At 68.3% G+C, this 23,655-nt stretch carries 20 protein-coding genes and 1 other annotated feature; of the genes, 4 read left to right on the top strand and 16 right to left on the bottom strand.

Features of this window, described 5'->3' with window-relative positions; all coding sequences use genetic code 11:
- The 5 genes from ABDZ92_RS14300 to ABDZ92_RS14320 all read right to left on the bottom strand — a co-directional run.
- The coding region (locus ABDZ92_RS14300; RefSeq protein WP_343763561.1) for an electron transfer flavoprotein subunit beta/FixA family protein at positions 1-413 on the bottom strand (413 nt) is incomplete at its 3' end.
- Positions 410-1,315 carry an NAD(P)H-dependent flavin oxidoreductase gene (locus ABDZ92_RS14305; RefSeq protein WP_241212035.1) on the bottom strand — a complete coding sequence of 302 codons (906 nt, stop codon included), beginning with the start codon at positions 1,313-1,315 and terminating at the stop codon, positions 410-412. The genes ABDZ92_RS14300 and ABDZ92_RS14305, both read right to left, overlap by 4 nt.
- Positions 1,316-1,328: 13 nt before the next feature.
- Positions 1,329-3,119: an acyl-CoA dehydrogenase C-terminal domain-containing protein gene (locus ABDZ92_RS14310; protein WP_125962297.1), complete on the bottom strand. Its 1,791-nt coding sequence runs from the start codon at positions 3,117-3,119 to the stop codon at positions 1,329-1,331.
- Between the two features lie 44 nt (positions 3,120-3,163).
- Positions 3,164-5,485: a 3-hydroxyacyl-CoA dehydrogenase/enoyl-CoA hydratase family protein gene (locus ABDZ92_RS14315; protein ID WP_125962296.1), complete on the bottom strand. Its 2,322-nt coding sequence runs from the start codon at positions 5,483-5,485 to the stop codon at positions 3,164-3,166.
- The gene (locus ABDZ92_RS14320) at positions 5,482-6,621 is read right to left on the bottom strand and encodes a thiolase family protein (protein WP_125962295.1); all 1,140 of its coding nucleotides are present in this window, start codon (positions 6,619-6,621) and stop codon (positions 5,482-5,484) included. Before ABDZ92_RS14320 ends, ABDZ92_RS14315 begins: the two co-directional genes overlap by 4 nt.
- Positions 6,622-6,849: 228 nt before the next feature.
- Between ABDZ92_RS14320 and ABDZ92_RS14325 the strand changes: the two genes are divergently transcribed.
- Together ABDZ92_RS14325 and ABDZ92_RS14330 are read left to right on the top strand one after the other, a co-directional pair.
- Entirely contained in the window at positions 6,850-8,541 is a 1,692-nt protein-coding gene (locus ABDZ92_RS14325) for a long-chain-fatty-acid--CoA ligase (RefSeq protein WP_125962294.1), read from the top strand.
- Positions 8,538-8,993 (top strand): MerR family transcriptional regulator, encoded by a 456-nt coding sequence (locus ABDZ92_RS14330; protein ID WP_125962293.1) that lies wholly within the window; start codon positions 8,538-8,540, stop codon positions 8,991-8,993. Before ABDZ92_RS14325 ends, ABDZ92_RS14330 begins: the two co-directional genes overlap by 4 nt.
- A gap of 28 nt (positions 8,994-9,021) precedes the next feature.
- On the opposite strand, the gene ABDZ92_RS14335 is transcribed toward ABDZ92_RS14330, so the two are convergent.
- The 4 genes from ABDZ92_RS14335 to ABDZ92_RS14350 form a co-directional block, all read right to left on the bottom strand.
- Positions 9,022-9,825 (bottom strand): hypothetical protein, encoded by an 804-nt coding sequence (locus ABDZ92_RS14335; RefSeq protein ID WP_125962292.1) that lies wholly within the window; start codon positions 9,823-9,825, stop codon positions 9,022-9,024.
- Between the two features lie 142 nt (positions 9,826-9,967).
- Positions 9,968-10,660, bottom strand: coding sequence for a hypothetical protein (locus tag ABDZ92_RS14340; protein ID WP_241212033.1), 693 nt, complete (start codon positions 10,658-10,660; stop codon positions 9,968-9,970).
- A gap of 137 nt (positions 10,661-10,797) precedes the next feature.
- Complete coding sequence (locus ABDZ92_RS14345; protein WP_125962291.1) at positions 10,798-12,291, bottom strand: SulP family inorganic anion transporter; 1,494 nt, start codon at positions 12,289-12,291, stop codon at positions 10,798-10,800.
- Positions 12,292-12,357: 66 nt separating this feature from the next.
- Positions 12,358-12,413, bottom strand: a sequence feature (sul1 is cis-regulatory element that is thought to sense ions involved in sulfur or methionine metabolism; They are found in Alphaproteobacteria).
- A 152-nt stretch (positions 12,414-12,565) separates the two neighbouring features.
- Complete coding sequence (locus ABDZ92_RS14350; RefSeq protein WP_125962299.1) at positions 12,566-12,847, bottom strand: SWIB/MDM2 domain-containing protein; 282 nt, start codon at positions 12,845-12,847, stop codon at positions 12,566-12,568.
- Positions 12,848-13,238: 391 nt separating this feature from the next.
- Between ABDZ92_RS14350 and folE the strand changes: the two genes are divergently transcribed.
- Positions 13,239-13,862 (top strand): GTP cyclohydrolase I FolE, encoded by a 624-nt coding sequence (folE, locus tag ABDZ92_RS14355; protein ID WP_125962290.1) that lies wholly within the window; start codon positions 13,239-13,241, stop codon positions 13,860-13,862.
- Between the two features lie 245 nt (positions 13,863-14,107).
- On the opposite strand, the gene leuA is transcribed toward folE, so the two are convergent.
- The 6 genes from leuA to miaA form a co-directional block, all read right to left on the bottom strand.
- Complete coding sequence (leuA, locus tag ABDZ92_RS14360) at positions 14,108-15,778, bottom strand: 2-isopropylmalate synthase (RefSeq protein ID WP_125962289.1); 1,671 nt, start codon at positions 15,776-15,778, stop codon at positions 14,108-14,110.
- A 264-nt stretch (positions 15,779-16,042) separates the two neighbouring features.
- Positions 16,043-16,654: a YceI family protein gene (locus ABDZ92_RS14365; RefSeq protein WP_206432266.1), complete on the bottom strand. Its 612-nt coding sequence runs from the start codon at positions 16,652-16,654 to the stop codon at positions 16,043-16,045.
- A 271-nt stretch (positions 16,655-16,925) separates the two neighbouring features.
- Positions 16,926-17,945, bottom strand: coding sequence for a ketol-acid reductoisomerase (ilvC, locus tag ABDZ92_RS14370; protein ID WP_125962288.1), 1,020 nt, complete (start codon positions 17,943-17,945; stop codon positions 16,926-16,928).
- Positions 17,946-18,028: 83 nt separating this feature from the next.
- Positions 18,029-18,544 carry an acetolactate synthase small subunit gene (ilvN, locus tag ABDZ92_RS14375; protein WP_125962287.1) on the bottom strand — a complete coding sequence of 172 codons (516 nt, stop codon included), beginning with the start codon at positions 18,542-18,544 and terminating at the stop codon, positions 18,029-18,031.
- A gap of 53 nt (positions 18,545-18,597) precedes the next feature.
- A complete protein-coding gene (locus ABDZ92_RS14380; protein WP_125962286.1) occupies positions 18,598-20,343 on the bottom strand; it encodes an acetolactate synthase 3 large subunit in 1,746 nt (581 codons plus the stop codon).
- 82 nt (positions 20,344-20,425) lie between these two features.
- On the bottom strand, positions 20,426-21,355 hold the full coding sequence (gene miaA, locus ABDZ92_RS14385; protein ID WP_272695289.1) for a tRNA (adenosine(37)-N6)-dimethylallyltransferase MiaA: 930 nt from the start codon (positions 21,353-21,355) through the stop codon (positions 20,426-20,428).
- Here miaA and serB point away from each other — a divergent pair.
- Positions 21,354-22,235 carry a phosphoserine phosphatase SerB gene (gene serB / locus ABDZ92_RS14390; RefSeq protein ID WP_125962284.1) on the top strand — a complete coding sequence of 294 codons (882 nt, stop codon included), beginning with the start codon at positions 21,354-21,356 and terminating at the stop codon, positions 22,233-22,235. The two genes, miaA and serB, sit on opposite strands and share 2 nt — an antisense overlap.
- Positions 22,236-22,537: 302 nt before the next feature.
- On the opposite strand, the gene ABDZ92_RS14395 is transcribed toward serB, so the two are convergent.
- Positions 22,538-23,548 carry an SPOR domain-containing protein gene (locus ABDZ92_RS14395; RefSeq protein ID WP_241212031.1) on the bottom strand — a complete coding sequence of 337 codons (1,011 nt, stop codon included), beginning with the start codon at positions 23,546-23,548 and terminating at the stop codon, positions 22,538-22,540.
- Positions 23,549-23,655: the final 107 nt, after the last annotated feature.

Consider the following 23,655-nt stretch of genomic DNA (forward strand, 5'->3'; position numbering starts at 1 on the left):
CCCCAACCGAGCAGGGCTGCGAGCATCTGGCCGGTCTGGTTGTTGTCGTCGTCGATCGCCTGCTTGCCGAGGATCACCAGCTGCGGCTGCTCTTCCTCGACCACCTTGGCGAGGAGCTTGGCGACGCCGAGCGGCTCGGGACGCACGTCCGACGTGATGAGGATCGCGCGGTCGGCACCCATGGCGAGTGCGGTGCGCAGCGTGTCCTGCGCCTTGGGCTCGCCGATCGAGACCACCACGACCTCGGTCGCCACGCCCTTTTCCTTGAGGCGGATGGCTTCCTCGACGGCGATCTCGTCAAACGGGTTCATGCTCATCTTGACGTTGGCGAGGTCGACGCCCGACCCGTCCGCCTTCACCCGCGGCTTCACATTATAGTCAAGCACCCGCTTGACCGGCACCAACAGCTTCATGCTTCTCTCTCCCAAGCACGGGCATAGCCCGCGATCAGATCCGTGCAGATGGCAGCCGCCGGGCGGATGGCGTCGACGGCGCCCACGCCCTGTCCGGCAGACCAGATGGTTTTCCACGCCCGCGCCTCTTCGGCGAGGTCGAGGGTCGGCGTCTCGCCCGGCTGCCAGCCATTGGCCTCCAGGCTGGGACGCAGGAAGTTCGCGCCGACGCCGGTGACGGCGACGGTATGGACGACGTCTGCGGCACAAGAACCGACCATCATCGCCTTTTGCTCCGCACTGGCGAGGCTTTCTTCCGAGGCGATGAAGTGGCTGCCGAGGTAGCCGAAGTCCGCGCCCAGCATCCGCGCGGCGGCGATGTGACGCCCCTCCGACAGGGCGCCGGCAAGCGCCAGCGGCCCGTCGAAGAAGCGGCGGATCTCTGCCACCAGTGCGAAGGGGCTGAGCGTGCCGGCATGGCCGCCGGCGCCCGCCGCCACCGCGATCAGCCCGTCGACGCCCGCCGCCACCGCCTTTTGCGCGTGCCGGGTCGAAATCACGTCGTGGAAGACGAGCCCGCCATAGCCGTGCACCGCGTCGATCACTTCGGGAACAAGGCCGAGCGACGTGATCACCAGCGGCACGCGGTGGCGAACGATCGCCGCCAGATCGTCCATCAGCCGCGTGTTGCTGCGATGGACGATCAGGTTGACGCCATAGGGGGCGCTACGATCGTCGAGGGCGGCCTCGATCTCCTCGAGCCAGGCGACGAACCCTTCCGTGGTGCGCTGGTTGAGCGCGGGGAAGGTGCCGACCAGCCCCGCCCGGCAGCAGGCGGTGACCAGTGCCGGGCCGGAGATCAGGAACATCGGCGCGACGATCGCGGGTATCGCGAGCCGGTGTTCCCAGGCGGGGGGCATCATCGCGTCAGCCCCCTCAGAAGGCGTCCTCGGCGAGCGCCATCGTCGAGCGCTTGCCGGACTTGATCGCCAGGAAGGCGGCGGTCGCCTGCGGCAGGATGCGGTCGAAGAAGAAGCCGGCGGTGGCGATTTTCGCCTTGTAGAAGCCGGCTTCGTCGGTCCCGTCGGCAAGCTTCTGGTGGGCAATGCGTGCGGCCTTCAGGAAGCAATAGCCCATGCCGACCAGGCCCAGCAGGCGCAGATAGTCGGTGGCGGCTGCACCCGCTTCCTCCGGGTCCTTCATGCCGCGTTGTGCGATCATGCCGGTGGCGAGCTGGAGCGCGCCGAACGCCTGGCGCAGGCCCTGCGCCATCGGCTTGATCGCCTCTTCCCCTTCATGCGTGTCGAGGAAGTTCGACACCGGGTGGAAGAAGGCGCGCAGGTTGCGGCCCATGCGGGCCGGCATCTTGCGGCCGACGAGGTCGAGCGCCTGGATGCCGTTGGTGCCTTCGTAGATCATCGCGATCCGGGCATCGCGGACATACTGCTCGACGCCATGCTCGCGGATGTACCCATGGCCGCCATACGTCTGCACCGCGAGGTTCGCCGACTCATAGCCGAGGTCGGTGAACAGCGCCTTCACGACCGGCGTCATCAGGGCGATGAAGTCGGTGGCGCGGGCGCGGACTTCCGGATCGGCCGAGGCTTTCTCCGCATCGAGCGCACGGCTGACCCAGCCGCCGAGCGCGCGGCACCCTTCCGTATAGACGCGCGCCGTCATCAGCATGCGGCGGACGTCGGGGTGGACGATGATCGGGTCGGCGGGAAGGTCGGGGCGCTTGGCACCGCCCAGCGCACGACCCTGCAGGCGCTCGCGCGCATAAGCGACGGCGCTCTGGTAGGCGGCCTCACCGATGCCCAGGCCCTGCACGCCGACCGACACGCGCTCGGTGTTCATCATCGTGAACATCGCCGCCATGCCCTTGTGCGGCTCGCCGACCAGCCAGCCCACGGAGTCGTCGAAGTTCATCTGGCAGGTGGCGGACGCCTTCATGCCCATCTTGTGCTCGATGCCGGCGACGGTGACGCCATTGGCATTGCCGAGCGAGCCGTCGGCGTTGGGAACGAACTTGGGCACCAGAAACAGGCTGATGCCCTTCACGCCCGGAGGTGCGTCCGGCATGCGGGCGAGCACCAGGTGGACGACGTTGTCGGTCAGGTCGTGGTCGCCGGCCGAGATGAAGATCTTCGAGCCGGTGACGCGGTAGCTGCCGTCCTCCTGCGGCACCGCGCGGGTGCGCAGCAGGCCCAGGTCGGTGCCGCAATGCGATTCCGTCAGACACATCGTACCCGACCATTCGCCCGACACCATCTTGGGCAGATAGGCCTGCTTGAGGTCTTCGGAGCCGTGGTCCTGCAGCGCGGTGGTCGCGCCGTGGGTAAGGCCGGGATAGAGGCTGAACGACACGTTGGTCGCGCAGATCATTTCCTCGACCAGCTTGTTGATCGATTCCGGCAGTCCCTGGCCACCCCATTGCGGGTCCGAGGCAAGCGCTGCCCAGCCGGCTTCGCGGAACTGGTCGTAGGCCTGCTTGAAGCCGGCGGGCGTGCGGACGACGCCGTTCTCGATCCGGCAGCCCTCGATATCGCCGGGGGCGTTCAGCGGCAGCAGGATTTCCTGCGCCATGCGGGCGGCTTCCTCGAGCACCGCGTCGAGCAGGTCGGGGGTGAATTCGGCGTGGGCGGCGAGATCGCCGAACCCGTCGTCGCCGTGCAGTTCGTGCAGCACGAAGCGCATGTCGCGCAGCGGGGCTTCGTAGACTTGCATGTCGATCTCCTTTCCGGCCGGGTGCCAGGCACCCGGCGGCAAAATCAGTTGCGCAGCGGCTTGCCGGTTTCGAGCATCTGCTCGACGCGGGCGACCGTGCGGCTATCGTGGACGCGGGTCATGAAGCCCTTGACCTCCAGCTTGAGGAGATCCGCTTCCTTGACCGTATCGACCAGATCGGCCTCGCCGCCGGTGAGCACTTCGGCGAGGCTGTCCGACACGACCAGGTCGTAGTCGGTGGCGATGCCGCGCTTGTGGAAGCTGTCCGCCGCCATGCGCAGCGCCAGGCGGCCGCTGGCGCCGGGCAGCTTGAACTCGGGCGGGGCCGGCGGGGTGTAGCCGTCGACCAGCGACAGCGCCTTGGCCTTGGCATCGGCGAGCAGCCGGCTGCGGTTCATGGTGATGCCGTCCTTGGCGCGGAGGAACATCAGTTCCTTCGCCTCGGCCGCCGACTTCGACACGGTCGCGGTGCTGACCGTCTCGAACACCTTGGCCACCGCCGGCATCGGGCCCTTGGGAAGCTGGCCCGACTGCTGCCAGCGGTCGATCATCTCGCCATTGCCGCCCCAGCCCGGGATCAGGCCGACGCCGGTCTCGACCAGGCCGATATAGGTCTCGGCATGGGCCTGGACCGCATCGGCGTGGAGCACGATCTCGCAGCCGCCGCCCAGCGCCATGCCCGCAGGCGCGGCAACGACGGGGAAGGGGGCGTACTTCAACGCCTTGAGCGCCTGCTGCCCGGCCACGACCAGCGTCTGCACCTCGCCATAGGCGGCGATGTTGAGCGCGAAGAGCGCGAGGCCCAGGTTCGCACCGGCCGAGAAATGACTGCCGTCGTTGTAGATCACCAGCGCCTTGAAGCGATCCTTGACGATCGGGATCGCCTGCTGGATCAGCTTCATGACCTCGCCGTCGAGCGCGTTCATCTTGCCGGTGAACTCGATGCAGGCGACGCCGTCACCCACGTCCCAGAGTGCTGCCGAGCCGGTCTTGGCGAGCGGTTCGCCGGCCCGCTTGACGTCCTCGAGCATCAGCACGCCTTCGGGGCGGACGATGTCGTGGTACGCGCCGTCGAGGCCGAAATACTGGCGCTTGCCGCCTTCGATCCGGTAGAAGCTGCCGCTTCCGACCTGCTCCAGCAGTGCCGGGACCGGGCGGTTCTCGGCCTTCAGCCGCTCGACCAGCTTGGCAGCACCAATGCGGTCGACCAGCTCGAACGGGCCGAACTTCCAGTTGTAGCCGAGCTTCATCGCGTCATCGATCGCGACGATGTTGTCGGCCGCTTCCGGCACCAGCATGGCAGCGTAGCTCAGCACATGGCTGAGCACCGTCCAGGCATAGTCGCCGACCTTGCCCTTGGCGCCGAGCAGCTTGCCCAGATCCCGGTCGGCGCCCGAGGGCAGCGACGCAGGCTTGCGGCTGTCGCGGTACTCCCCGGTGACGAGGTCGATCGACTGCTTGACCTTGCCGCCGTTCGAACGGTCGAGGCGATAGAAGCCGCCCTTGCCCTTACGACCGGTATAGCCTTCCGCGATCATGCGATCGACGAGGGGCAGCGGGCGCACGGTGTCGAAATAGGGATCGCCCTGCGGCAGCGTGGCCGTCAGGCTCTTGGACAGGAGCGGCATCAGGTCGACGCCGACGAGGTCGATCAGGCCGAAGATGCCGGTTTTGGGCACGCCCATCGGCTTGCCGCCGATCTGGTCGGCTTCCTCGACGGTGAGGCCCAGGTCCATCGCCGCGTTGATCGCGACCGCCAGCCAATAGGTGCCGACGCGATTGGCGATGAAGCCGGGCGTGTCGTGCGCCGGGACGACCGTCTTGCCCAGGCTGCGGTCGGCGAAGTCCGACACGCGCGCGACCAGCTCGGGATCGCTGTCGGGGCCGGCGACGACCTCGATCAGCCGCATGTAGCGCGGCGGATTGAAGAAGTGGGTGATGAGGAAATCGCGGCGGAACTGGTCCGAGCGTCCCTCGACCAGCTGGCCGAGCGGGATGGTGGAGGTGTTCGACGACACCGCCGTGCCGGGGCGCTTCGCCGCCTCGATCCTGGCATAGAGGCTCTGCTTGAGGTCGAGCCGCTCGACGATCGCCTCGATCACCCAGTCGCACTCGGCGATGCGATCGAGATGGTCGTCGATGTTGCCGGTCTCGACCAGCTTGGCCGCACGCTTCGACATGAAGGGGGCGGGGTCGGTCTTGAGCAGCTTGGCGACCGCACCCTCGGCCACCGCATTGCGGTTCGCCTCGTCGCGGACGATGTCGAGCAGCAGCACCGGCACGCCGGCGTTGGCGACCTGGGCGGCGATGCCGGCACCCATGGTGCCGGCGCCGATCACGCAGACCTTACGGATGGGCTCGCTCATTCGGCTGCCTCCAGCAGGGTGGCGATGCCCTGGCCGCCGCCGATGCACTGGGTGGCGAGCGCATACTTGCCGCCTTCACGCTTCAGCAGCGACGCGGCCTTGCCGACGATGCGTGCGCCGGTGGCGCCGAGCGGGTGACCGATCGCGATCGCGCCGCCGTCGATGTTCACCTTGGCGGTATCCAGGCCGAGGTCGTGGATGCAGGCGAGCGCCTGGCTGGCGAAGGCCTCGTTGATCTCGATGACGTCAAGCGCGTTGGCGTCGACGTTGCCGCGCTCCAGCGCCTTGCGCGAGGCACCGATGGGGCCGAGGCCCATGACCTCGGGCTCCAGGCCGGAGATGCCGACCGTCTTCAGCCGGGCGAGGATCGGCAGGCCGTGGGCGCGGGCATAGTCCTCGCTGGTGACGAGCACGGCGGCCGCGCCGTCGGTGAGCGGCGAGGAGGTGCCGGCGGTGACCGAGCCTTCCTTGTCGAACGCGGGCTTCAGGCCGGCCAGGCCCTCTGCGGTCGTGTCGGGGCGGACGGTGCCGTCTTCGCTCACGACGCCGTTCTTGGTCTGGATCGGCACGATCTCGTCATTGAGGCGACCGCCGGCCTGCGCGGCGGCAGCCTTCTTCTGGCTGTCGACCGCAAAGGCTTCCTGGGTCTCGCGGGTGATCTGGTACTTGGTGGCGACGCGCTCGGCGGTCTCGCCCATGCCCATGTAGGCGCCCGGCATCTTCTCTGCGAGCGCGGGGTTGGGGAGGGGGTTGTAGCCCATCATCGGCACGCGGCTCATCGATTCGACACCCGCGCAGATGAAGACTTCGCCCGCGCCGATCTGGATCTGGCCCATGGCGATATGGATCGAGCTCATGGAGGAACCGCAGAAGCGGTTCACGGTCATGCCGCCGACCGACAGCGGCAGGTCGCCGAGCAGGCCGACCAGGCGCGCGACGTTCATGCCCTGCTCGCCTTCCGGGAAGGCGCAGCCGACGATCAGGTCCTCGATATCCTTGGGATCGACGCCCGTGCGGTCGATCAGGCCGCGAATCACCTGGGCGGCCAGGTCGTCCGGGCGAACCCGGGCCAGCGCACCCTTGTGCGCGGGATGAAAGGGAGAACGGGCATAGCCCGCGATCACGACGCTCTTCATCTCAATCCTCTCCGAGGCTTCGGGCATCCTAACGGCACCTTTCGTTCCTAATGGTGCGAGATTTCCCTATACGTCAACCGATTTCTGTTTAAGGTAGGAACAGGCGCCGACATGTCGAGAGCCCGCGTGAAAGCGAGTCCGACGGAACGAGAGCAGGCGGCGCCGGAGAGGAGGCAAAGGCCGCATGTGCAGTTTGACGCAGCCCCATTGGATGCTGGAGCACGCCCGATGAGCGCGGCGATGCCCGTGACCGAGCGCGCCCCCGCCGGCGCGGTGCCGGCAAAGATCGAGCCCCGGCTGATCCCGACCCTGCTGGCGCGAGCGACGTCGCAATATCCGCAGCGCACCGCCATTGATTTCCTGGGCCGCACCTGGACCTATGCCGAGATCGGCGAGCAGGTGGAGCGTGCCGCCCGCGGTCTGCAGGACCTGGGCGTCCGCCCCGGCACGCGCGTCGGCCTCTGCCTGCCCAACACGCCTTATTATGTGATCGCCTATTTCGCGGTGCTGAAGATCGGCGCGGTCGTGGTGGCGATGAACCCGCTCTACGTGGAGCGGGAACTGCACCACCTGCTGGTCGACTCCGGCGCCGAGGTGGTGATCGTGCCGGACCTAGTCGCGATCCACGACAAGCTGCTCGCCGCCTGCGCGGGGACCGAGGTGCGCCATGTGGTGGCCGCTTCGCTCGCCGACGTGCTGCCCTGGGCCAAGTCGATCGGCTTGCGCCTGTTCAAGCGCCGCGAACTCGCGCGCATCGGCAGCGATCCCCGGCACGTCCGCTGGAGCCGGCTGGTGTCGAACAACGCCGCGCCCGATCCGGTCGCCCAATCCCCGAGCGATCTGGCGGTGCTCCAATATACCGGCGGAACCACCGGCGAGCCCAAGGGGGCGATGCTCAGCCACGCGAACCTCACCGCCAACAGCCAGCAGATGGTGCTTCACGTCGGCCGCCCGCCGGACCAGCAGGAGCGCACGCTGGGCGTGCTGCCGCTGTTCCACGTCTTCGCGCTGACCACGGTGCTCAACTATTCGGTCGAGACCGCGGCCGAGATGATCCTGTTGCCGCGCTTCGAGATGGACCAGTTCCTGGCCACGTTGAAGCGGACGCGCCCGACCCAGATCTTTGCGGTGCCGACCATCTACAATGCGGTGAACCAGCTGGCCGAGAGCCGGGTGCCGCGGCTCGATTTCTGCCACACCTGTATCTCGGGCGGCGCGCCCCTGCCGCTGGAGGTGCGCCAAGCGTTCGAGGAGCGCACCGGCTGCCGCGTGGTGGAGGGCTATGGCCTCTCCGAAGCGTCGCCGATCATCGCCTGCAACCCGCTCAACGGCGGCGTGGTGAAGAGCAACAGCACCGGCCCGGCGTTTCCCGGCACCGTGCTGGAGATCCGCGACCTGATCGACCCCAGCAAGCTGATGCCGCAGGGCGAGCGTGGCGAGGTGTGCGTGCGCGGGCCGCAGGTGATGATGGGTTATTGGCAGCGGCCGGACGCGACCGAGGAGTGCTTCATCGACGGCGCGCTGCGCACGGGCGACGTCGGCTATTTCGACGCTGACGGCTATCTCTTCCTGGTCGACCGGATAAAGGACATGCTGCTGTGCGGCGGCTACAACGTCTATCCGCGAGTCATCGAGGAGGCCCTGTATGAACATCCGGCAGTGGCCGAAGCGGTGGTGATCGGATTGCCGGACCGGTATCGCGGCCAGGCACCCAAGGCGTTCGTGACCTTGCGGCCGGGCCATGAAGCGAGCGTCGAGGAGCTCTGCGGGTTCCTGCGCGGGCGGATCAGCAAGATCGAGATGCCGCGCGAGGTCGAGATCCGGGAGGCCCTCCCCAAGACGCTGATCGGCAAGCTTTCCAAGAAGGAGCTGGTTGCCGAGGAACGCGCCAAGGCCGAGCAGGCGGGCGCGGCCGCATGAGGCGCGCGGCATCCCTGCGCCAGGCGGATCACCCTGCCGAGCCAGAGGACGGCGAGCAGCTGTCGGGCATCCAGGAGGTGTCGGCGGAGCTTGGCGTCACGATGCGGACGCTGCGCTTCTACGAGGATCAGGGCCTCATCGAGCCGCGCCGCGTCGGCACCACGCGCATCTATACCCGGCGCGAAGTGGCGCGGATGCAGCTGATCCTGCGCGGCAAGCGGCTGGGCTTCTCGATCCGCGAGATCAAGGAGTTCCTGGACCTCTACGACGCCGACCCGCAGCACCACGAGCAGATGCGCCAGCTGGCCCTGCGGGTCCACGACCGCATCCAGCGGCTGCGCCGGCAGAAGCAGGCGCTGGAGGAGACGCTGGGCGAACTGGAGCAGATCGAGCGCGAGGCGCTGGAGCGCCTGCCACCGGGCGTGCGGCCTGCGATCGAGGGGCTGTCGTAGGGGGGGGGGCGGCGGAGCGCGCGTGTTCTTATGCCGGCTCGCGCATGACCGAGACGCGGAAGGTCGCGACGCCGCGGACCGGCGTGCCGGTGGCATTGCTGGCGGGCGTGAAAAGCGGCTTGTTCATTACCGCGGCACAGGCGATCCTCTCCACCCCCGGCTCGACATCGCCGGCCACTGGCTGGCAATCGTCGACCTTCCCCTCGGCGGAAACACCGACGCGGAACAGGTCGTTGATTCGCGGCCGCGCCGATTGGCCGGCGACCGCCAAGACGTCCTGGTCTGAAATCCACTCATCCCGGTTCTTGCGCGGAACCGGTGGCCGACCACCGGCCTCGAACTGGGCAGGGTCGGCGCCCCACTCGATCAACTGATCCGCGCTGCAACGGCGAAGCGCCGCGACCGCCCTGGCGGCACCGGGAACCGGGACCACGGCGCTGGCGCCCCCATGGGTTGCCACGGCCACCGTTTCAGCGCTGGCAAGCTCGTCGAGAAGTGCAGGCGCGATGCCCTGCATCCAGAAGAGCGGCGTACCCTCCGGCGATAAAGCCATGCGGGCGTAGCCTTTGAGCACATGGTGCGACGGCCCGAACGTCAGGCTTGCGGGGCCAGGTGTCCCCTCGGCCTTGAGGTTCGGGCTGGCGAGGGCAAGGCGGTAGCTGTCGCTCCCAGGTGCCGTTTCGATCGACAAGGTGGAGGCGGGTTCGTTGCTTTGGCGCTCCAGCAGACACTGTGCCGATGCAACCTGCAAGGACCACCGGGGTCCCGAGGCCGCCGATTCCACCTGAGCCGCACCGACGAGCGCCAGCGTACCCAGAACCGCGCCGATCATTGCATTCCCCCAATCCCCATCCACAGAGCCTAGCAGCCCCCGACCGGGGCGCAAGGGAAGGGGCGGATCCTCAGAGCGGCAACACTCCAGGTCGCACGTCTGTCCTGTCGTGGAGGACGGCGCGGTCCATCAGGCTGAGAGCTTATCGGACCGGCTGAAACGCGGCGTAGTTCGCGGTGGAGTGGATCCGCCCCGACTTGCCGAGCAGCGATCCGGTCAGGGTGGTTTCGGAAGCGGCCGGCACGACCTGGCCGCCCGGCAGCAGCGCAAAGCGACTGACGACATCCATGCTCTTGACGGACGCGACCATCATCATGCGGAAACCCTTGGTGGAGGTGAACCGGACGCGCTCGACGAACGGCGTCTTGGCCCGGACGTTCACCCATGCTTCCGCCTGGGTGTCGGCGGAAGCGTCGTGGGACCCGATCTTCACGGATCCGGCCGGAAGCCGGGCAAAGCGGTAGGTGACATAGCCCGGCGTCGGCTCGCTTCGGGTCGCCGGCGCGCCGAACCATTTCGCAAGCTCGGCATAGGAGGGGTCGGGACCGCGCTTCGCCTTGCGCGACTTCTCGGCTTCCTTGGCCGTCGGCGCGCGACCGTCCACGCTGACGAGCTGCCAGCGAAGCGCGGCCGGGCGGCCGGGATCATACTGCTCCACCACCGTCGTGCGGGCCGAACCGGTGCGGTCGGTGATGCTCGTCCGCTGGAAGCGGAATGCATCCGGGCGGCTGGCGCGCATCGCCGCCACGACGCGGTTCTGCAACTCGTCGGCGCGCGCCTCCGGCCCGGCGAGGGCTGCGGCAGCGGCAACGAGCAAGATGGTATGGTTCAGCACGTTCAGCCCTCCGGCGATGCATGGGCGCGTCCACGCGGCAGCATTGCCCGATTGCAGCGCGTTGGCGAGCGGATTTCGCGTGGTTGCCGCCGCTCAGCCGGTATTGCGACCGCGGTTGCGGAGCTGCCTCGCGAACCTCAGTGCGGCACCGCGCCCAGTTCGACGCCGGTCTTGTCGTGGAGGGCAAAGCGATCGACCAGGTCGGCGCTCGCGCGGTTGTAGCCGATCACCTCGACCTCGCGGCCGTCGCGGCGCAGGCGGGCGACGATCTTGTCGAGCGCGCCGACCCCCGAAATATCCCAGAAGTGCGCCGCGGAGACGTCGATCACCACGCGGGCGGCGCTGTCCTCCGCCTGGAAGGCGCGGGTGAAGCGATCGACCGAGGCGAAGAAGATCTCGCCCTGGACGCGGTAGGTGGCGGTGCCGTCCGCGCCGGCCTCGCGCTCGACCGAGAACATGCGCCGCACCTTGCCGGCGAAGAAGATGCCCGACAGCAGCACGCCCGCCAGCACGCCGCCGGCGAGATTGTGGGTGGCGACGACGACCGCCACCGTCACCAGCATCACCGCCGAGGAGGTGAGGGGATGGCGGCGCAGGTTCAGGAGCGAGTTCCAGCTGAAGGTGCCGATCGACACCATCACCATCACCGCGACCAGTGCCGGCATGGGGATGCGGCCGACGATGGGGCCGAGCACGGCGAGCAGGAACAGCAGGAAGGTGCCGGCGGTGAAGGTCGACAGGCGCTTGCGACCGCCGGAGGTGACGTTGATCACCGACTGCCCGATCATCGCGCAGCCGCCCATGCCGCCGACCAGTGCGGCTGCGATGTTGGCGCCACCCTGGCCTAGGCACTCGCGCCGCTTATCGCTGTCGGTGTCGGTCATGTCGTCGACGATCTGGGCGGTGAGCAGCGATTCGAGCAGGCCTACCGCGGCCATGGTCAGCGAATAGGGGAGGATGATGCGCAGCGTCTCCCAGCTCAGCGGCACGTTCGGGAGGGCGAGGCTGGGGAGGCCTTCCGGCAGCTTGCCCATGTCGCCCACGGTGCGGACCGGCAGGCCGAGCGCGATGCTGATCGCGGCGAGCACCAGGATGGCGACGAGCGGGGAGGGCACCGCCTTGGTCACGCGCGGTACCAGGTAGATGATGGCGAGGCCGCCTGCGACCATCGCATAGGTGTGCCAGGTGACGCCCACGAACTGCGGCAGCTGCGCCATGAAGATCAGGATCGCGAGCGCGTTGACGAAGCCCGTGATGACCGAGCGCGACACGAACTGCATGAGCAGATCGAGCCGCAGCAGTCCCGCGACCATCTGGATCAGCCCCATCAGGATGGTGGCGGCGAACAGATATTCGACGCCATGGTCGCGCACGAGCGGGGTCACGACGACGGCGACCGCGGCAGTCGCGGCCGAGATCATGCCCGGGCGGCCGCCCAGGAACGAGATCACGATCGCGATCGCGACCGAGGCATAGAGGCCGACGCGCGGATCGACGCCGGAGATGATCGAGAAGCCGATCGCCTCCGGAATCAGGGCCAGGGCGACGACGATGCCGGCGAGCACGTCGCGGCGCGCCTCTGCGGCGCTGGTGAACCATTCGGTCCGGAAGCGGGAAACGGGGTTGGTCATGTCAGAAAACCACGGGCAGGCACATGGCGCCGCACGTTGCGCGGCGTCTTCGCGGTCCATGTGATCTGTTGTCCGGCGGATCGGCGGCCGGAATAGCCACCCGGGATTGCACCGGGTCCTTGCGAGTTGCGCTGCCACCTAGTGGCGCCATCCCGCGGATGCAAGCCCGCGCCGAAGGGGCGCAAGGGCAGCGATTGGAGGAAACGAGTGCCGGCAGCTGGTGCCGGCGGAATGGCTGCGGAGCCGTCCGGATCGCCGGACGGCTCCGACAGGCTCAGCTCATGTGGGCGTTGAGCAGCTTGTTCATCTCGAACATGGAAGCCTTCTTCTTGCCGAAGAGCTTCTCGAGCGTCTCGTCCGCCAGGATCTCGCGCTTGTCCTGCGGGTTCTGCAGGTCGTTCTTCTTGATGTATTCCCACATCTTGCTGACCACCTCGCTGCGGGGCAGCGGATCCTTGCCGGTGATCTTCGCCAGGTCTTCCGACGGCGTGACGGGCTTGGCGATACCGCCGCGAGCGGCGCCGGTCTTTGCGGTGGTGGTCGAAGTCTTGGCCATTCTGGTTCTCCTTATATCCTGCGGTCCGAACCCCTGGGTCGCCGCGTGGTTGCCTTGCTTATGCGCGGTTTGGGGAGGCTTGTCGCTTGTGAAGACGTGCGGCACCACCGGGAGATCGTGCAAGAGCGGCGCGTGGCGGGCGACGTGCGCGTGCGCATCGCTCGCGAGACCCCCCGGTTCGCTCGCCGGCCTGTCGTGCTCCATGGTGCCGATGCGTCCGTCCTCCCCCTGCGCCACGCGGCCCGCCATAGCCGCGGTTCCCTTTTGCGCGACGAGGAATTAACGCTGCCTTCTTCGAGACGTCAACGCGGTGTGCGCCGGGCGCGACGTTTTGTGGCTCCGGCGGGGTGCTTTGCGCCGGCCGAGGGCATGACCGGCCAAGGGAAGTAGAATGCAAGCCGACAATCCTGCCACCGCAGAGGGCGACCTGGTCGCGCCGCAGCCCAAGCTGCCCGTGCCCGACGAGGTCGCGGATGCGATCCGCACGCTGATCCGCTGGGCCGGAGACGATCCCGAGCGCGAGGGGCTGCTCGATACGCCCAAGCGCGTGGCGCGCGCGTGGAAGGAATATTGCCAGGGCTATGGCGAGGACCCGGCCCATCACCTGTCGCGCACCTTCGAGGAGGTGGGCGGCTATGACGAGATCGTGCTGCTGCGCGACATCCCGTTCCAGTCGCATTGCGAACACCACATGGCGCCGATCATCGGCAAGGCGCACATCGCATATCTGCCCAAGGACCATGTCGTGGGCATTTCGAAGCTCGCGCGCGTGCTGCACGGCTTCGCCCGCCGGCTGCAGGTGCAGGAGCGGCTGACCGCGCAGGTCGCCGACTGCATCTGGGATCGGCTGGCGCCGCGGGGCGTGGCGGTGGTGATCGAGGCGAGCCATGCCTGCATGACGGCGCGCGGCGTGCGCACGCCCGGCGTGACGATGACGACCAGCCGGATGATGGGCGTGTTCCGCGACGACGACCGCAGCCGCAAGGAAGTGCTGGCGCTGATGGGGCTGGGGTGAGCTTGGCTACGGGCTGAAAACCAGCCGCCGTACTCCCGCGAAAGCGGGAGTCCAGGGTTGCGGAGCGGAGCGCCTGTGGCCCTGGGCTCCTGCCTGCGCAGGAGCACGGGGGGCGAAGCTGAGCCAGTATCGTACCCCGGCGAAGGCCGGGGTCCAGTTGCGGTGGTCTGGCTGCCATGGCGCGCCCTCGCACTGCCCTCCCAACTGGGCCCCGGCCTTCGCCGGGGTACAGCTTGCGGGTGAGGTTAGGCCGCCACGCGGTTCGCTGCGCTGAGCGCGGCGCGGACGGTGGCCGTCGCCACGTCGGCGTCGATGCCGGCGCCGAACACGCGGGTGCCGTCGGGCAGCGTGCATTCGAGATAGGCGGCCGCCTGGGCGTCTGAACCGTTGCCGATCGCGTGCTCGCTATAGTCGACCACGTCGAGGTCGATGCCGCAATCGTCGCGCAGTGCGGAGAGCAGGCTGGAGAGCAGGCCGTTGCCCTTGCCGGAGATCGACCGCGTCTCGCCGTCGAGCCGCAGTTCGCCCACGAAGGTCCGCGCCTGGCCCGCGGCACCATGGCTTTCCGAGTAGTCGACCAACTCGAAGCGGTCGCCGCTGCTCGGCAGGTAGGCCGCCTCGAACGCGCCCCAGATGTCGGCTGCGTTCAGTTCGCGGCTGGTCTCGTCGGCGACGCGCTGGACGTGGCGGCTGAAGTCCGCCTGCATGCGCTTGGGGAGCTTCAGCCCCTTGTCCTGCTCCAGCACCCAGGCGACGCCGCCCTTGCCCGACTGCGAATTGACGCGGATCACCGCCTCGTAATCGCGGCCCAGGTCGGCCGGGTCGATCGGCAGATAGGGTACGTCCCACAGCCCGTCGTTGCGCTGCGCCTGTGCGGCGAAGCCCTTCTTGATCGCGTCCTGGTGGCTGCCGGAGAAGGCGGTGAACACCAGCTCGCCGGCATAGGGGTGGCGCGGGTGGACGGGCAGCTGGTTGCAATATTCGACGGTGTTGATGACCTCGTCGATGTTGGAGAAATCGAGGCCCGGATCAACGCCTTGCGTGTACATGTTCAAGGCCAGTGTCACGAGATCGCAATTGCCGGTGCGCTCGCCATTGCCGAACAGGCAGCCCTCGACACGGTCGGCCCCCGCCATCAGGCCGAGCTCGGCGGCAGCGACACCGGTGCCGCGGTCGTTATGCGGGTGGAGGCTGATCACGACGCTGTCGCGGTTCGGCACGTTCCGGCAGAACCACTCGATCTGGTCGGCGTAGACGTTGGGGCTCGCCGCCTCGACCGTCGCCGGCAGATTGAGGATCAGCGGCTTTTCCGGGGTGGGGCGCAGCACGTCCATGACGGCCGCGCAAACCTCTACGGAGAAGTCGAGCTCGGCGGTGGAGAAGGTCTCCGGCGAATATTCGAAGCGCCAGTCGGTGTCGGGGCGCTTGCCTGCCTCGTCGCGCAGGATCTTGGCGCCGGTGATGGCGATCTCACGCACTTCGTCGCGGCTCATGCCGAACACGATGCGGCGCCAGGCGGGGGAGACGGCGTTGTAGAGGTGGACGATCGCGGTGGGCGCGCCCTCCAGCGACTGGAAGCTCTTTTCGATCAGGTCGCGGCGCGACTGGGTCAGCACCTGGACGGTCACGTCGTCGGGAACGCGGCCGTTGCGGACCAGGCCGGAGATGAAGTCGAATTCGGTGGCGCCGGCGGAGGGGAAGCCGACCTCGATCTCCTTGATGCCGACCTTTACGAGCAGGTCGAAGAAGCGGGTCTTCTTTTCCGCGTCCATCGGGTCGATCAGCGCCTGGTTGCCGTCGCGCATGTCGGTCGACAGCCAGCGCGGCGCCCGGGTGATCGTCTGCGACGGCCACTGCCGGTCGGGCAGGTCCACCTGGGGGAAGGGGCGGTATTTGGTCGAAGGATCGCGCAGCATCGCAGCCTCTTTGCAGGTCGCCCGCGCGCAAGCAGCCGCGGGGCGTCGTTCAGCGGTTCGGTCGGAAGAAAGCAGCCCTTAGGGGCCACGCACGCACGCGCGACACGCCCCTAAGGGCGGATAAGTCGAAGAAGGCGCAGTGCTGCGATCACGGGCGCCGTCATGGCCCGTGGGGTCCAACTTGTCCAGCCGCTTTGACGCGAGCGCGAAACGATCCGGAAGAAGGTGGAGGGGGCGCGATGCTGCGCCCCCTTCCAGGGATGCTCAGGCCTTTTCGAAGGCGACGGTGATGTCGAGTTCGACCTCGTCCGACACGGCCGGGATGCCGTAGTTCATGTTGAAGTCGGAACGCTTGAGGACGGCGTCCGCCTCGAAGCCGATGGTCTCCTTCTTCGACATCGGGTTGGCGCCGGCGCCGGTGAAGCGGGCGTTGAGCACCACGGGCTTGGTGACGCCGTTCAGCGTCAGGTTGCCGGTGATGGCCGCGCGCGTGCCGTTCACCTTCACCGCGGTGGAGGTGAAGCGCGCGGTCGGCGTCACTTCCGCGTTGAAGAAGTCCTTGCTCATCATGTGCTTGGTGAGCCCGGCGCTGGCGGTGGTGAGCTTGCCCACCGGGATGGTGATGTCGAGCTTGGCGGCCGCCGGCTGCTTGGGGTCGAGCACCAGCGTGCCGTCCGCGTCGCCGAAAATGCCGAAATAGTCGTTGAAGCCCAAATGGTTCACGCGCCAGCCGATCAGCGTGTGGCCCGGGTCGGTCTTGTAGGTGCCCGCGGTGACGCGGCTCACGTCCGTGGTGCCGGGGATCGCCATCTGCTGGGCGACGAGCGGGGTGGCGACGACAAGGGCGGCGCCGGCGAGGATCAGGGGCATGCGCATCGGAAGGTCTCCACCAACGGAAAAGGACGGCGGATTTGTCTGCCGCCGCCCCCTCGCTGTCAAACCGGCCAATGCGAAACGAGTCGTTTCGCGGGCGTTCGGTTTCTCGCCCCCGCTGCCCGCCAATTTCCCCTGTTCCGTTTGCCTCGAGTAGCCGTCGAGCTTGTCGAGACGGCGTATCGAGAGGGCGGCGCGTAGCCACAGGTCTCTCGATACGGGCTCTCGACAAGCTCGATCCCTACTCGAGACGAACGGGGTGGAGGAAAAGAGCTCAGTTCTTGTCCTTGTCCACCAGCTTGTTGGCGCCGATCCACGGCATCATCGCACGCAGTTCGCTGCCGACCTGCTCGATCTGGTGGCGCTTGGCGGCGCTGCGGCTGGCCTTGAGCTCCGGCTGGCCGGCGCGGTTGTCGAGCACGAAGTCCTTCACGAAGCGGCCCGACTGGATGTCGGCGAGGACGCGCTTCATCTCCTTCTTGGTCTCTTCGGTGATGATGCGCGGGCCGGTCTTGATGTCGCCGTACTCGGCGGTGTTCGAGATCGAGTAGCGCATGTTGGCGATGCCGCCTTCGTACATCAGGTCGACGATCAGCTTGAGCTCATGCAGGCACTCGAAATAAGCCATCTCGGGGGCGTAGCCCGCCTCGACCAGCGTCTCGAAGCCGGCCTGGACCAGCGCGGTGGTGCCGCCGCACAGCACGGCCTGCTCGCCGAACAGGTCGGTCTCGCACTCCTCGCGGAAGTTGGTTTCGATGATGCCCGAGCGGCCGCCGCCGACGCCGCTAGCATAGGCGAGCGCGATGTCATGCGCGTTACCCGAGGCGTCCTGGTGGACGGCGATCAGGCAGGGAACGCCGCCGCCGCGGACGTACTCGGAGCGCACGGTGTGGCCCGGGCCCTTCGGCGCGATCATGATGACATCGACGTCGGCCGGCGGCTCGATCAGGCCGAAGTGGACGTTGAGGCCGTGGGCAAAGGCCAGCGCGGCGCCGGGACGCAGATTGCCCTTGATGTCCGCGTCATAGACCGCGGCCTGGTGCTCGTCGGGCGCCAGGATCATGAGGATGTCGGCCCAGGCGGCGGCTTCCTGATTGGGGAGCACCTTGAAGCCTGCGTCCTCGGCCTTCTTGGCGCTGGGCGAGCCGGGGCGGAGCGCGATGGCGATGTTCTGCACGCCGCTGTCGCGCAGGTTCTGCGCATGGGCATGGCCCTGCGAGCCATAGCCCAGGATCGCGATCTTCTTGTTCGACAACAGGTTCAGATCGGCATCGCGATCATAGTAAACGCGCATGTTCTTCCCTTTCGGTTCGGTCTTGTGCGCCCTTGCGGGGCGGTTTGGTTCTGCGTTCCTGCCGCTGCAGGAGCGGGATGGGATCAGGCGGCTTCGCGGCCGCGGGCGATGGCGACGATGCCGGTGCGGGCGACCTCGACCAGGCCGACTTCGCGCATCAGTTCGATGAAGGTGTCGACCTTGCCGGTGCCGCCGGTCACCTCGAACACGAAGCTGGAGATGGTCGCGTCGAGCACCCGTGCGCGATAGACCTCGGCCAGGCGCAGCGCCTCGATGCGGTGCTCGCCCGAGCCGACCACCTTCACCAGCGCGAGTTCACGCTCGACGTGCGGGCCGAGCGCGGTCAGGTCGACGACCTTGTGCACCGGCACCAGCCGCTCGAGCTGGGCGATGATCTGCTCCATCACCGGCGCGGAGGCGGAGGTGACGATGGTGATGCGGCTGATGAGATCGTCTTCCGAGATGTCGGTGACGGTCAGGCTCTCGATGTTGTAGCCGCGGGCCGTAAACAGCCCGGCGATGCGCGCCAGGATGCCCGGTTCGTTGTCGACGATGATGGCGAGCGTGTGCCGCTCGCGCACTTCTTCCTTGATGTGCATGGTTCAGCCGATCTGGTTGAAATCTGTGGGAAAGAGGAGAGGCGGTGCCGGTGTCAGACCAGCGCCTTGGCCTCGTCGTCCATCTCGCCCGATACCTCGCTCGCCCACAGGATCATCTCCGTGTGCGCCGCGCCCGAGGGGATCATCGGGAAGCAGTTGGCGAGCTTCGACACCCGGCAGTCGACCACCACCGGACCGTCATGCGCGAGCATCGCCTGGATCCCGTCGTCGAGATCGTCGGGATGCTCGATGCGGATGCCCTTCCAGCCATAGGCCTCGGCCAGCTTCACAAAGTCCGGCAGGCTTTCGCTGTAACTCTCGGAATAGCGGCCCGAATAGGTCAGCTCCTGCCACTGGCGGACCATCCCCATATATTCGTTGTTGAGGATGAAGATCTTGACCGGCAGGCGGTATTGGGTCGCGGTCGCCAGCTCCTGGATGTTCATCTGGATCGAGGCTTCGCCGGCGATGTCGATCACGAGCGCGTCCGGATCGCCCAGCTGCGCGCCGATCGCCGCGGGCAGGCCATAGCCCATGGTGCCGAGACCGCCGGAGGTCAGCCACTTGTTCGGCGCCTCGAACCCGAAGTGCTGCGCGGCCCACATCTGGTGCTGGCCGACCTCGGTCGAGATGATCGGCGCGCGATCCTTGGTCGCTTCGTACAGCGCACGGATCGCCCGCTGGGGCATGATCTCGTCCGCGCGATCCTCGAAATCGAGACAGTGCTTGGCGCGCCAGCCGGCGATGCGGGCGAACCATTCGCTCAGGTCGGGCGTGGGATAGGCCCGGGCCTTCCAGAGCTCGATCATGGCCGCAAGCGCGCGGCCGCAATCGGCGACGATCGGCAGGTCGACGCGCACGTTCTTGTTCACCGAGGACCGGTCGATATCGACGTGGATCTTGCGGCTGTGGGGGCTGAAGGCGTCGAGCCGGCCCGTGACGCGATCGTCGAAGCGCGCGCCCAGACAGACGATCAGGTCGGCCTGGTTCATCGCCAGGTTCGCCTCATAGGTGCCGTGCATGCCGAGCATGCCGAGCCACTTGTCCGACGACGCGGGCAGCGCGCCGAGGCCCATCAGCGTGGAGGTGACCGGCGCGCCGGTGATCGCCACCAGCTCGCGCAGGAGCCGCGAGGCCTCGGGGCCCGAGTTGATGATGCCGCCGCCGGTGTAGAAGATCGGGCGCTCGGCCGCGGCCAGCATCTCGACCGCCGCCTCGATCGCGGCCGCGTCGGGCTCGACCTGCGGGCGGTAGGTCTTGTGCTGGATCGGACCCGGCGCGCTGTAGCGCGCGGTCGCGACCTGCACGTCCTTGGGGATGTCGATCACGACCGGGCCAGGGCGACCCGAGGTGGCGATGTGGAACGCCTCATGCACCACCGAGCCGAGCCGCTCCGGGTCCTTCACCAGGTAATTGTGCTTGGTGCAGTGGCTGGTGATGCCGACCGTGTCCGCTTCCTGGAACGCGTCGGTGCCGATCAGCCCGGTCGGGACCTGCCCGGTGATGACCACCATCGGGATAGAGTCGAGCAGCGCGTCGGTGATGCCGGTGACGGCATTGGTCGCGCCGGGGCCCGAGGTGACCAGCACGACACCGGGCTTGCCGGTGGAGCGGGCATAGCCCTCCGCCGCATGGGTCGCCGCCTGTTCGTGGCGGACCAGGATGTGGCGGATCTTCGACTGCTTGAAGAGCGCGTCATAGATCGGAAGCACCGCGCCGCCAGGATAGCCGAACACGAGCTCCACGCCGAGATCGACCAGCGCCTCGACCAGGATTTCGGCTCCGCTTTTCTCGACCACGTCACGTCCTCCTTACTTCGCAGCTGCAGCAGCAGCCTCTCGGACGCAGGCCGCCTATCGACAGGAAAGCAAGGATGCAAGGCTAGTCGGACAACTTTTGTTCAAAAAAAGCTTCCAAGTCGCATGATTCCGTCGCGGTGGCGCGGTGCCAGTCGGCGGGCGGCTGGTTGCGAAACCAGGTGTATTGGCGCTTGGCATATTGGCGCGTGGCGAGGCGGCTCTCGGCAAGTGCCTGTTCCCGCGTGATTTCGCCGCGGAGACAGGCGGCGATCTGCGGCACGCCGATCGCACGGCGCACCGGGGCGTCGGGGCTGAGGTCCTCGCGGGCGAGCAACGCCGCGACTTCCCCGATCGCGCCGCCTGCGAACATCGCTTCGAGCCGGCGGTCGCAGCGCTCCACCAGCCACGCCCGGTCGGGAAGCAGGATGAGCGGCACCAGATCGATGCGGTCGGCGATGCCGCCTTCGCGCGCGGCCTGCCACTGGGCGAGCGGCCGGCCGGTCGAGCGCACCACCTCCAGCGCGCGGGCCACCCGCGTCGTATCGCTCGCGCGCAGCCGCCCGGCCGCCTGCGGGTCGAGGCGCGCGAGCGCGGCGTGCGCCTCTGCCACGGGGAGCGCGCGAACCTCTGTGCGGATGGCCGGGTCGATCTCCGGGACCGGGGCGATGCCGTCCAGCAGCGTGCGGAGATAAAGGCCGGTGCCGCCGACGAGGACCGGCAGCCGCCCCTCCGCCAGCGCCGCGTCGATCGCCACGCGCGCCTCTGCCGCCCAGCGGGCGGCGGAATAATCCTCCCCGCCATCGACATGGCCGAACAGGCGGTGGGGAACCTGTGCCTCTTCTTCGGCGCTCGGACGGGCGCTCAGCACGCGCAGGTCGCGATAGACCTGGGCGGAGTCGGCATTGATGACAGTGCCGCGGTAGCGTTCGGCGACGGCGATCGCCAGCGCGGACTTGCCGCTGGCGGTCGGCCCTGCAATGAGCGCGACCTTCGGCAAAGGGGTATGCACCATGTTCATCGCGACGCTGATAGCAGCCGAACGCATCGGCGCAGGCGATATTTCGACAGCGGCGGACCGGCTGGCGGCGGCGGGCTGTGCGCCCGGTGCCGTCGCGTGGATCGAGGAAGGACGCGCGGCGGACGTGCCGTTCGCGCACGGGCCCGATCTTGCGCGTGGCGTGCTGGAAGGCGCGTTTGCGGGCACCGACGTGGTGGTGCAGCCGGCGGCAGGGCGGGCCAAGCGGCTGCTGATCGCCGACATGGATTCGACCATGATCACCGTCGAGTGCATCGACGAACTCGCCGACTATGCCGGCATTAAGCCGCAGATCGCCGAGGTCACCGAGCGGGCGATGCGCGGCGAGCTCGACTTCGCCGCTGCGCTGGACGCGCGAGTCGCGCTGTTGAAGGGCCTGGGCGAGGACGCGATCGAGCGCTGCCTGGCCGAGCGCGTGCGGATCACGCCGGGTGCCGAGGCGCTGGTGAAGACGATGCGCGCGAACGGGGCCGAGACGATCCTGATCTCGGGCGGCTTCACCCGCTTTGCCGAGCCGGTCGCGCGCCAGATCGGTTTCGGCCGGGCGATCGCCAACCGGCTGATGATCGCCGACGGCGTGCTCGACGGGACGGTGGCGAAGCCGATCGTGGACTCGGCTACCAAGGAAGCGACGCTGGTCGAGGCGATCGCGACGCTGGGGCTCGATCCGGCGGCGACGCTGGCGGTCGGCGACGGGGCCAACGACTTGGCGATGATCCGCCGGGCCGGGTTGGGGGTCGCGTTCCATGCCAAGCCGATCGTGGCCGCGGCGGCGGGCGCGCGGATCGACCATGGGGATCTGTCGGCGCTGCTCTATGCGCAGGGGTATGCGCGGGATCGCTGGGTGCTGGAGTAAGCCAGCCGTACCCCGGCGGAGGCCGGTCCGGTTGCGGTGGTGGCGGCGCGCAACCGTCGGAGCTTTCCCAACTGGGCCCCGGCCTTCGCCGGGGTACAGTATGGGGGGCGAGGCGATCTGTCGCTGCAGCTAAGCGCGCGTCGTGTTCGTGGCCCTGGGCTCCTGCCTTCACAGGAGCACGGGTGCGGGGAGGGTGCGCCTGCAAGTGAAGAGGCGTACTCCCGCGCAGGCGGGAGTCCAGGGTTGCAGGAGGCTGCGGCCGCGGCTCGCCTTGCGCTAGCGTCAGCGGAGCCCAGCCCTCGTCAGCGCTTCACCGGGAGGCAGGACTTGACCGCGGAGCAGGCGCGCGTGGCCTCTGCGCTGGAGGCGTAGGGGCCGACCAGCAGCTTGGTGACGGCGCCGGCCTGGACATATTCGGGCGTGCGGCCCGGGAACTTGGCCCGCATCTGCGACCACAAGGCCTGGGCGCCGCCGCTCTCGCGGAAAGCGCCGAGCTGGACGCGCCAGCCACCGCCGGCCACGGGAGCGGCGGCGGGCGGGGTCGGGCGGGCGGCCGCGGCCGGCGCCACCGGTGCCGCGCGCACCGGGGCAGGGGCCGGTGCGGTGCGTACCGGCGCGGGCGTCGCGGGTGCGGTCCGAACGGGTGCCGCGGGTGCGGCCGGAACGGGTGCCGCCGGTGCGGTGCGCGCAGTGGTGACGGCTGCTGCCGGCGCTGCCGCAGCGACCGTGGTGGCGGTCACCGGCGCGCGTGCCGCCTGTGCCTCGATGGTGCGGGCCATCTCCAGGCCGCGCTGGCGATCCTGGAGCGAGACGTACTTGTCCATCTGCGCCAGAGTCTGCGACGCCTGCGGCAGCCCCGAACTGGAGGCACGGGTCATCAGCGCATAGGCCCGGACCCAGTCCTTCGACACGGCGTCGCCGTTGAACAACATGGTGCCGAGCACGAACTGCGCACGCGCCTCGCCGCGGGCGGCGGATTGTTCGAGCCACTTGACCGCTTCCTGGCGACGGCCGTTCTGGAACAGCGCCAGGCCATAGTTGGTCACCGCCTGCGGATGGCCCTGGGCGGCCGCCTTGGCATACCATTGCTCCGCCTGGGCGAGATCGGCGGGCACTCCGCGGCCGAGCTTATAGGCCTGGGCCAGGTTGAACTGGGCGTCCGGGTCGCCCTTCAGCGCCGGACCGCGCCATTCCTTCACCGCGCGGGCGAAGTCGCCGCGGGTCCAGGCGTCCACCCCGTCCTTGACGTCGGCAAATGCCGGCTGGCCGAGCAGCAGCAGGGCTGCGGTCCCGAGAAAAAGCTTGGCTCGCATGGTCTTCATCCTTCCGCGTCGCTGCCCGCTTATCGCGGCGTGCACCCGGGCGCCACCCTCGTGGGCAATGCCGTGCGTGCGCGTGCGGGCTTGCTCGTGCCGCCTCC

Origin of the sequence: Sphingomonas molluscorum (genome assembly GCF_039522995.1) — a bacterium.
GTDB lineage: Bacteria > Pseudomonadota > Alphaproteobacteria > Sphingomonadales > Sphingomonadaceae > Sphingomonas > Sphingomonas molluscorum.

Bases quoted from the DNA above. Each gene is read 5' to 3' on its own strand.
- ABDZ92_RS14345 (WP_125962291.1), bottom strand. From the start codon at position 12,291: ATGACCAACCCCGTTTCCCGCTTCCGGACCGAATGGTTCACCAGCGCC.
- folE (WP_125962290.1), top strand. From the start codon at position 13,239: ATGCAAGCCGACAATCCTGCCACCGCAGAGGGCGACCTGGTCGCGCCG.
- ABDZ92_RS14310 (WP_125962297.1), bottom strand. From the start codon at position 3,119: ATGCAAGTCTACGAAGCCCCGCTGCGCGACATGCGCTTCGTGCTGCAC.
- ABDZ92_RS14325 (WP_125962294.1), top strand. From the start codon at position 6,850: ATGAGCGCGGCGATGCCCGTGACCGAGCGCGCCCCCGCCGGCGCGGTG.
- ABDZ92_RS14315 (WP_125962296.1), bottom strand. From the start codon at position 5,485: ATGAGCGAGCCCATCCGTAAGGTCTGCGTGATCGGCGCCGGCACCATG.
- ABDZ92_RS14350 (WP_125962299.1), bottom strand. From the start codon at position 12,847: ATGGCCAAGACTTCGACCACCACCGCAAAGACCGGCGCCGCTCGCGGC.
- ABDZ92_RS14335 (WP_125962292.1), bottom strand. From the start codon at position 9,825: ATGATCGGCGCGGTTCTGGGTACGCTGGCGCTCGTCGGTGCGGCTCAG.
- leuA (WP_125962289.1), bottom strand. From the start codon at position 15,778: ATGCTGCGCGATCCTTCGACCAAATACCGCCCCTTCCCCCAGGTGGAC.
- ABDZ92_RS14320 (WP_125962295.1), bottom strand. From the start codon at position 6,621: ATGAAGAGCGTCGTGATCGCGGGCTATGCCCGTTCTCCCTTTCATCCC.
- ABDZ92_RS14330 (WP_125962293.1), top strand. From the start codon at position 8,538: ATGAGGCGCGCGGCATCCCTGCGCCAGGCGGATCACCCTGCCGAGCCA.
- ilvN (WP_125962287.1), bottom strand. From the start codon at position 18,544: ATGCACATCAAGGAAGAAGTGCGCGAGCGGCACACGCTCGCCATCATC.
- ilvC (WP_125962288.1), bottom strand. From the start codon at position 17,945: ATGCGCGTTTACTATGATCGCGATGCCGATCTGAACCTGTTGTCGAAC.
- ABDZ92_RS14305 (WP_241212035.1), bottom strand. From the start codon at position 1,315: ATGATGCCCCCCGCCTGGGAACACCGGCTCGCGATACCCGCGATCGTC.
- serB (WP_125962284.1), top strand. From the start codon at position 21,354: ATGTTCATCGCGACGCTGATAGCAGCCGAACGCATCGGCGCAGGCGAT.
- ABDZ92_RS14395 (WP_241212031.1), bottom strand. From the start codon at position 23,548: ATGCGAGCCAAGCTTTTTCTCGGGACCGCAGCCCTGCTGCTGCTCGGC.
- miaA (WP_272695289.1), bottom strand. From the start codon at position 21,355: ATGGTGCATACCCCTTTGCCGAAGGTCGCGCTCATTGCAGGGCCGACC.
- ABDZ92_RS14365 (WP_206432266.1), bottom strand. From the start codon at position 16,654: ATGCGCATGCCCCTGATCCTCGCCGGCGCCGCCCTTGTCGTCGCCACC.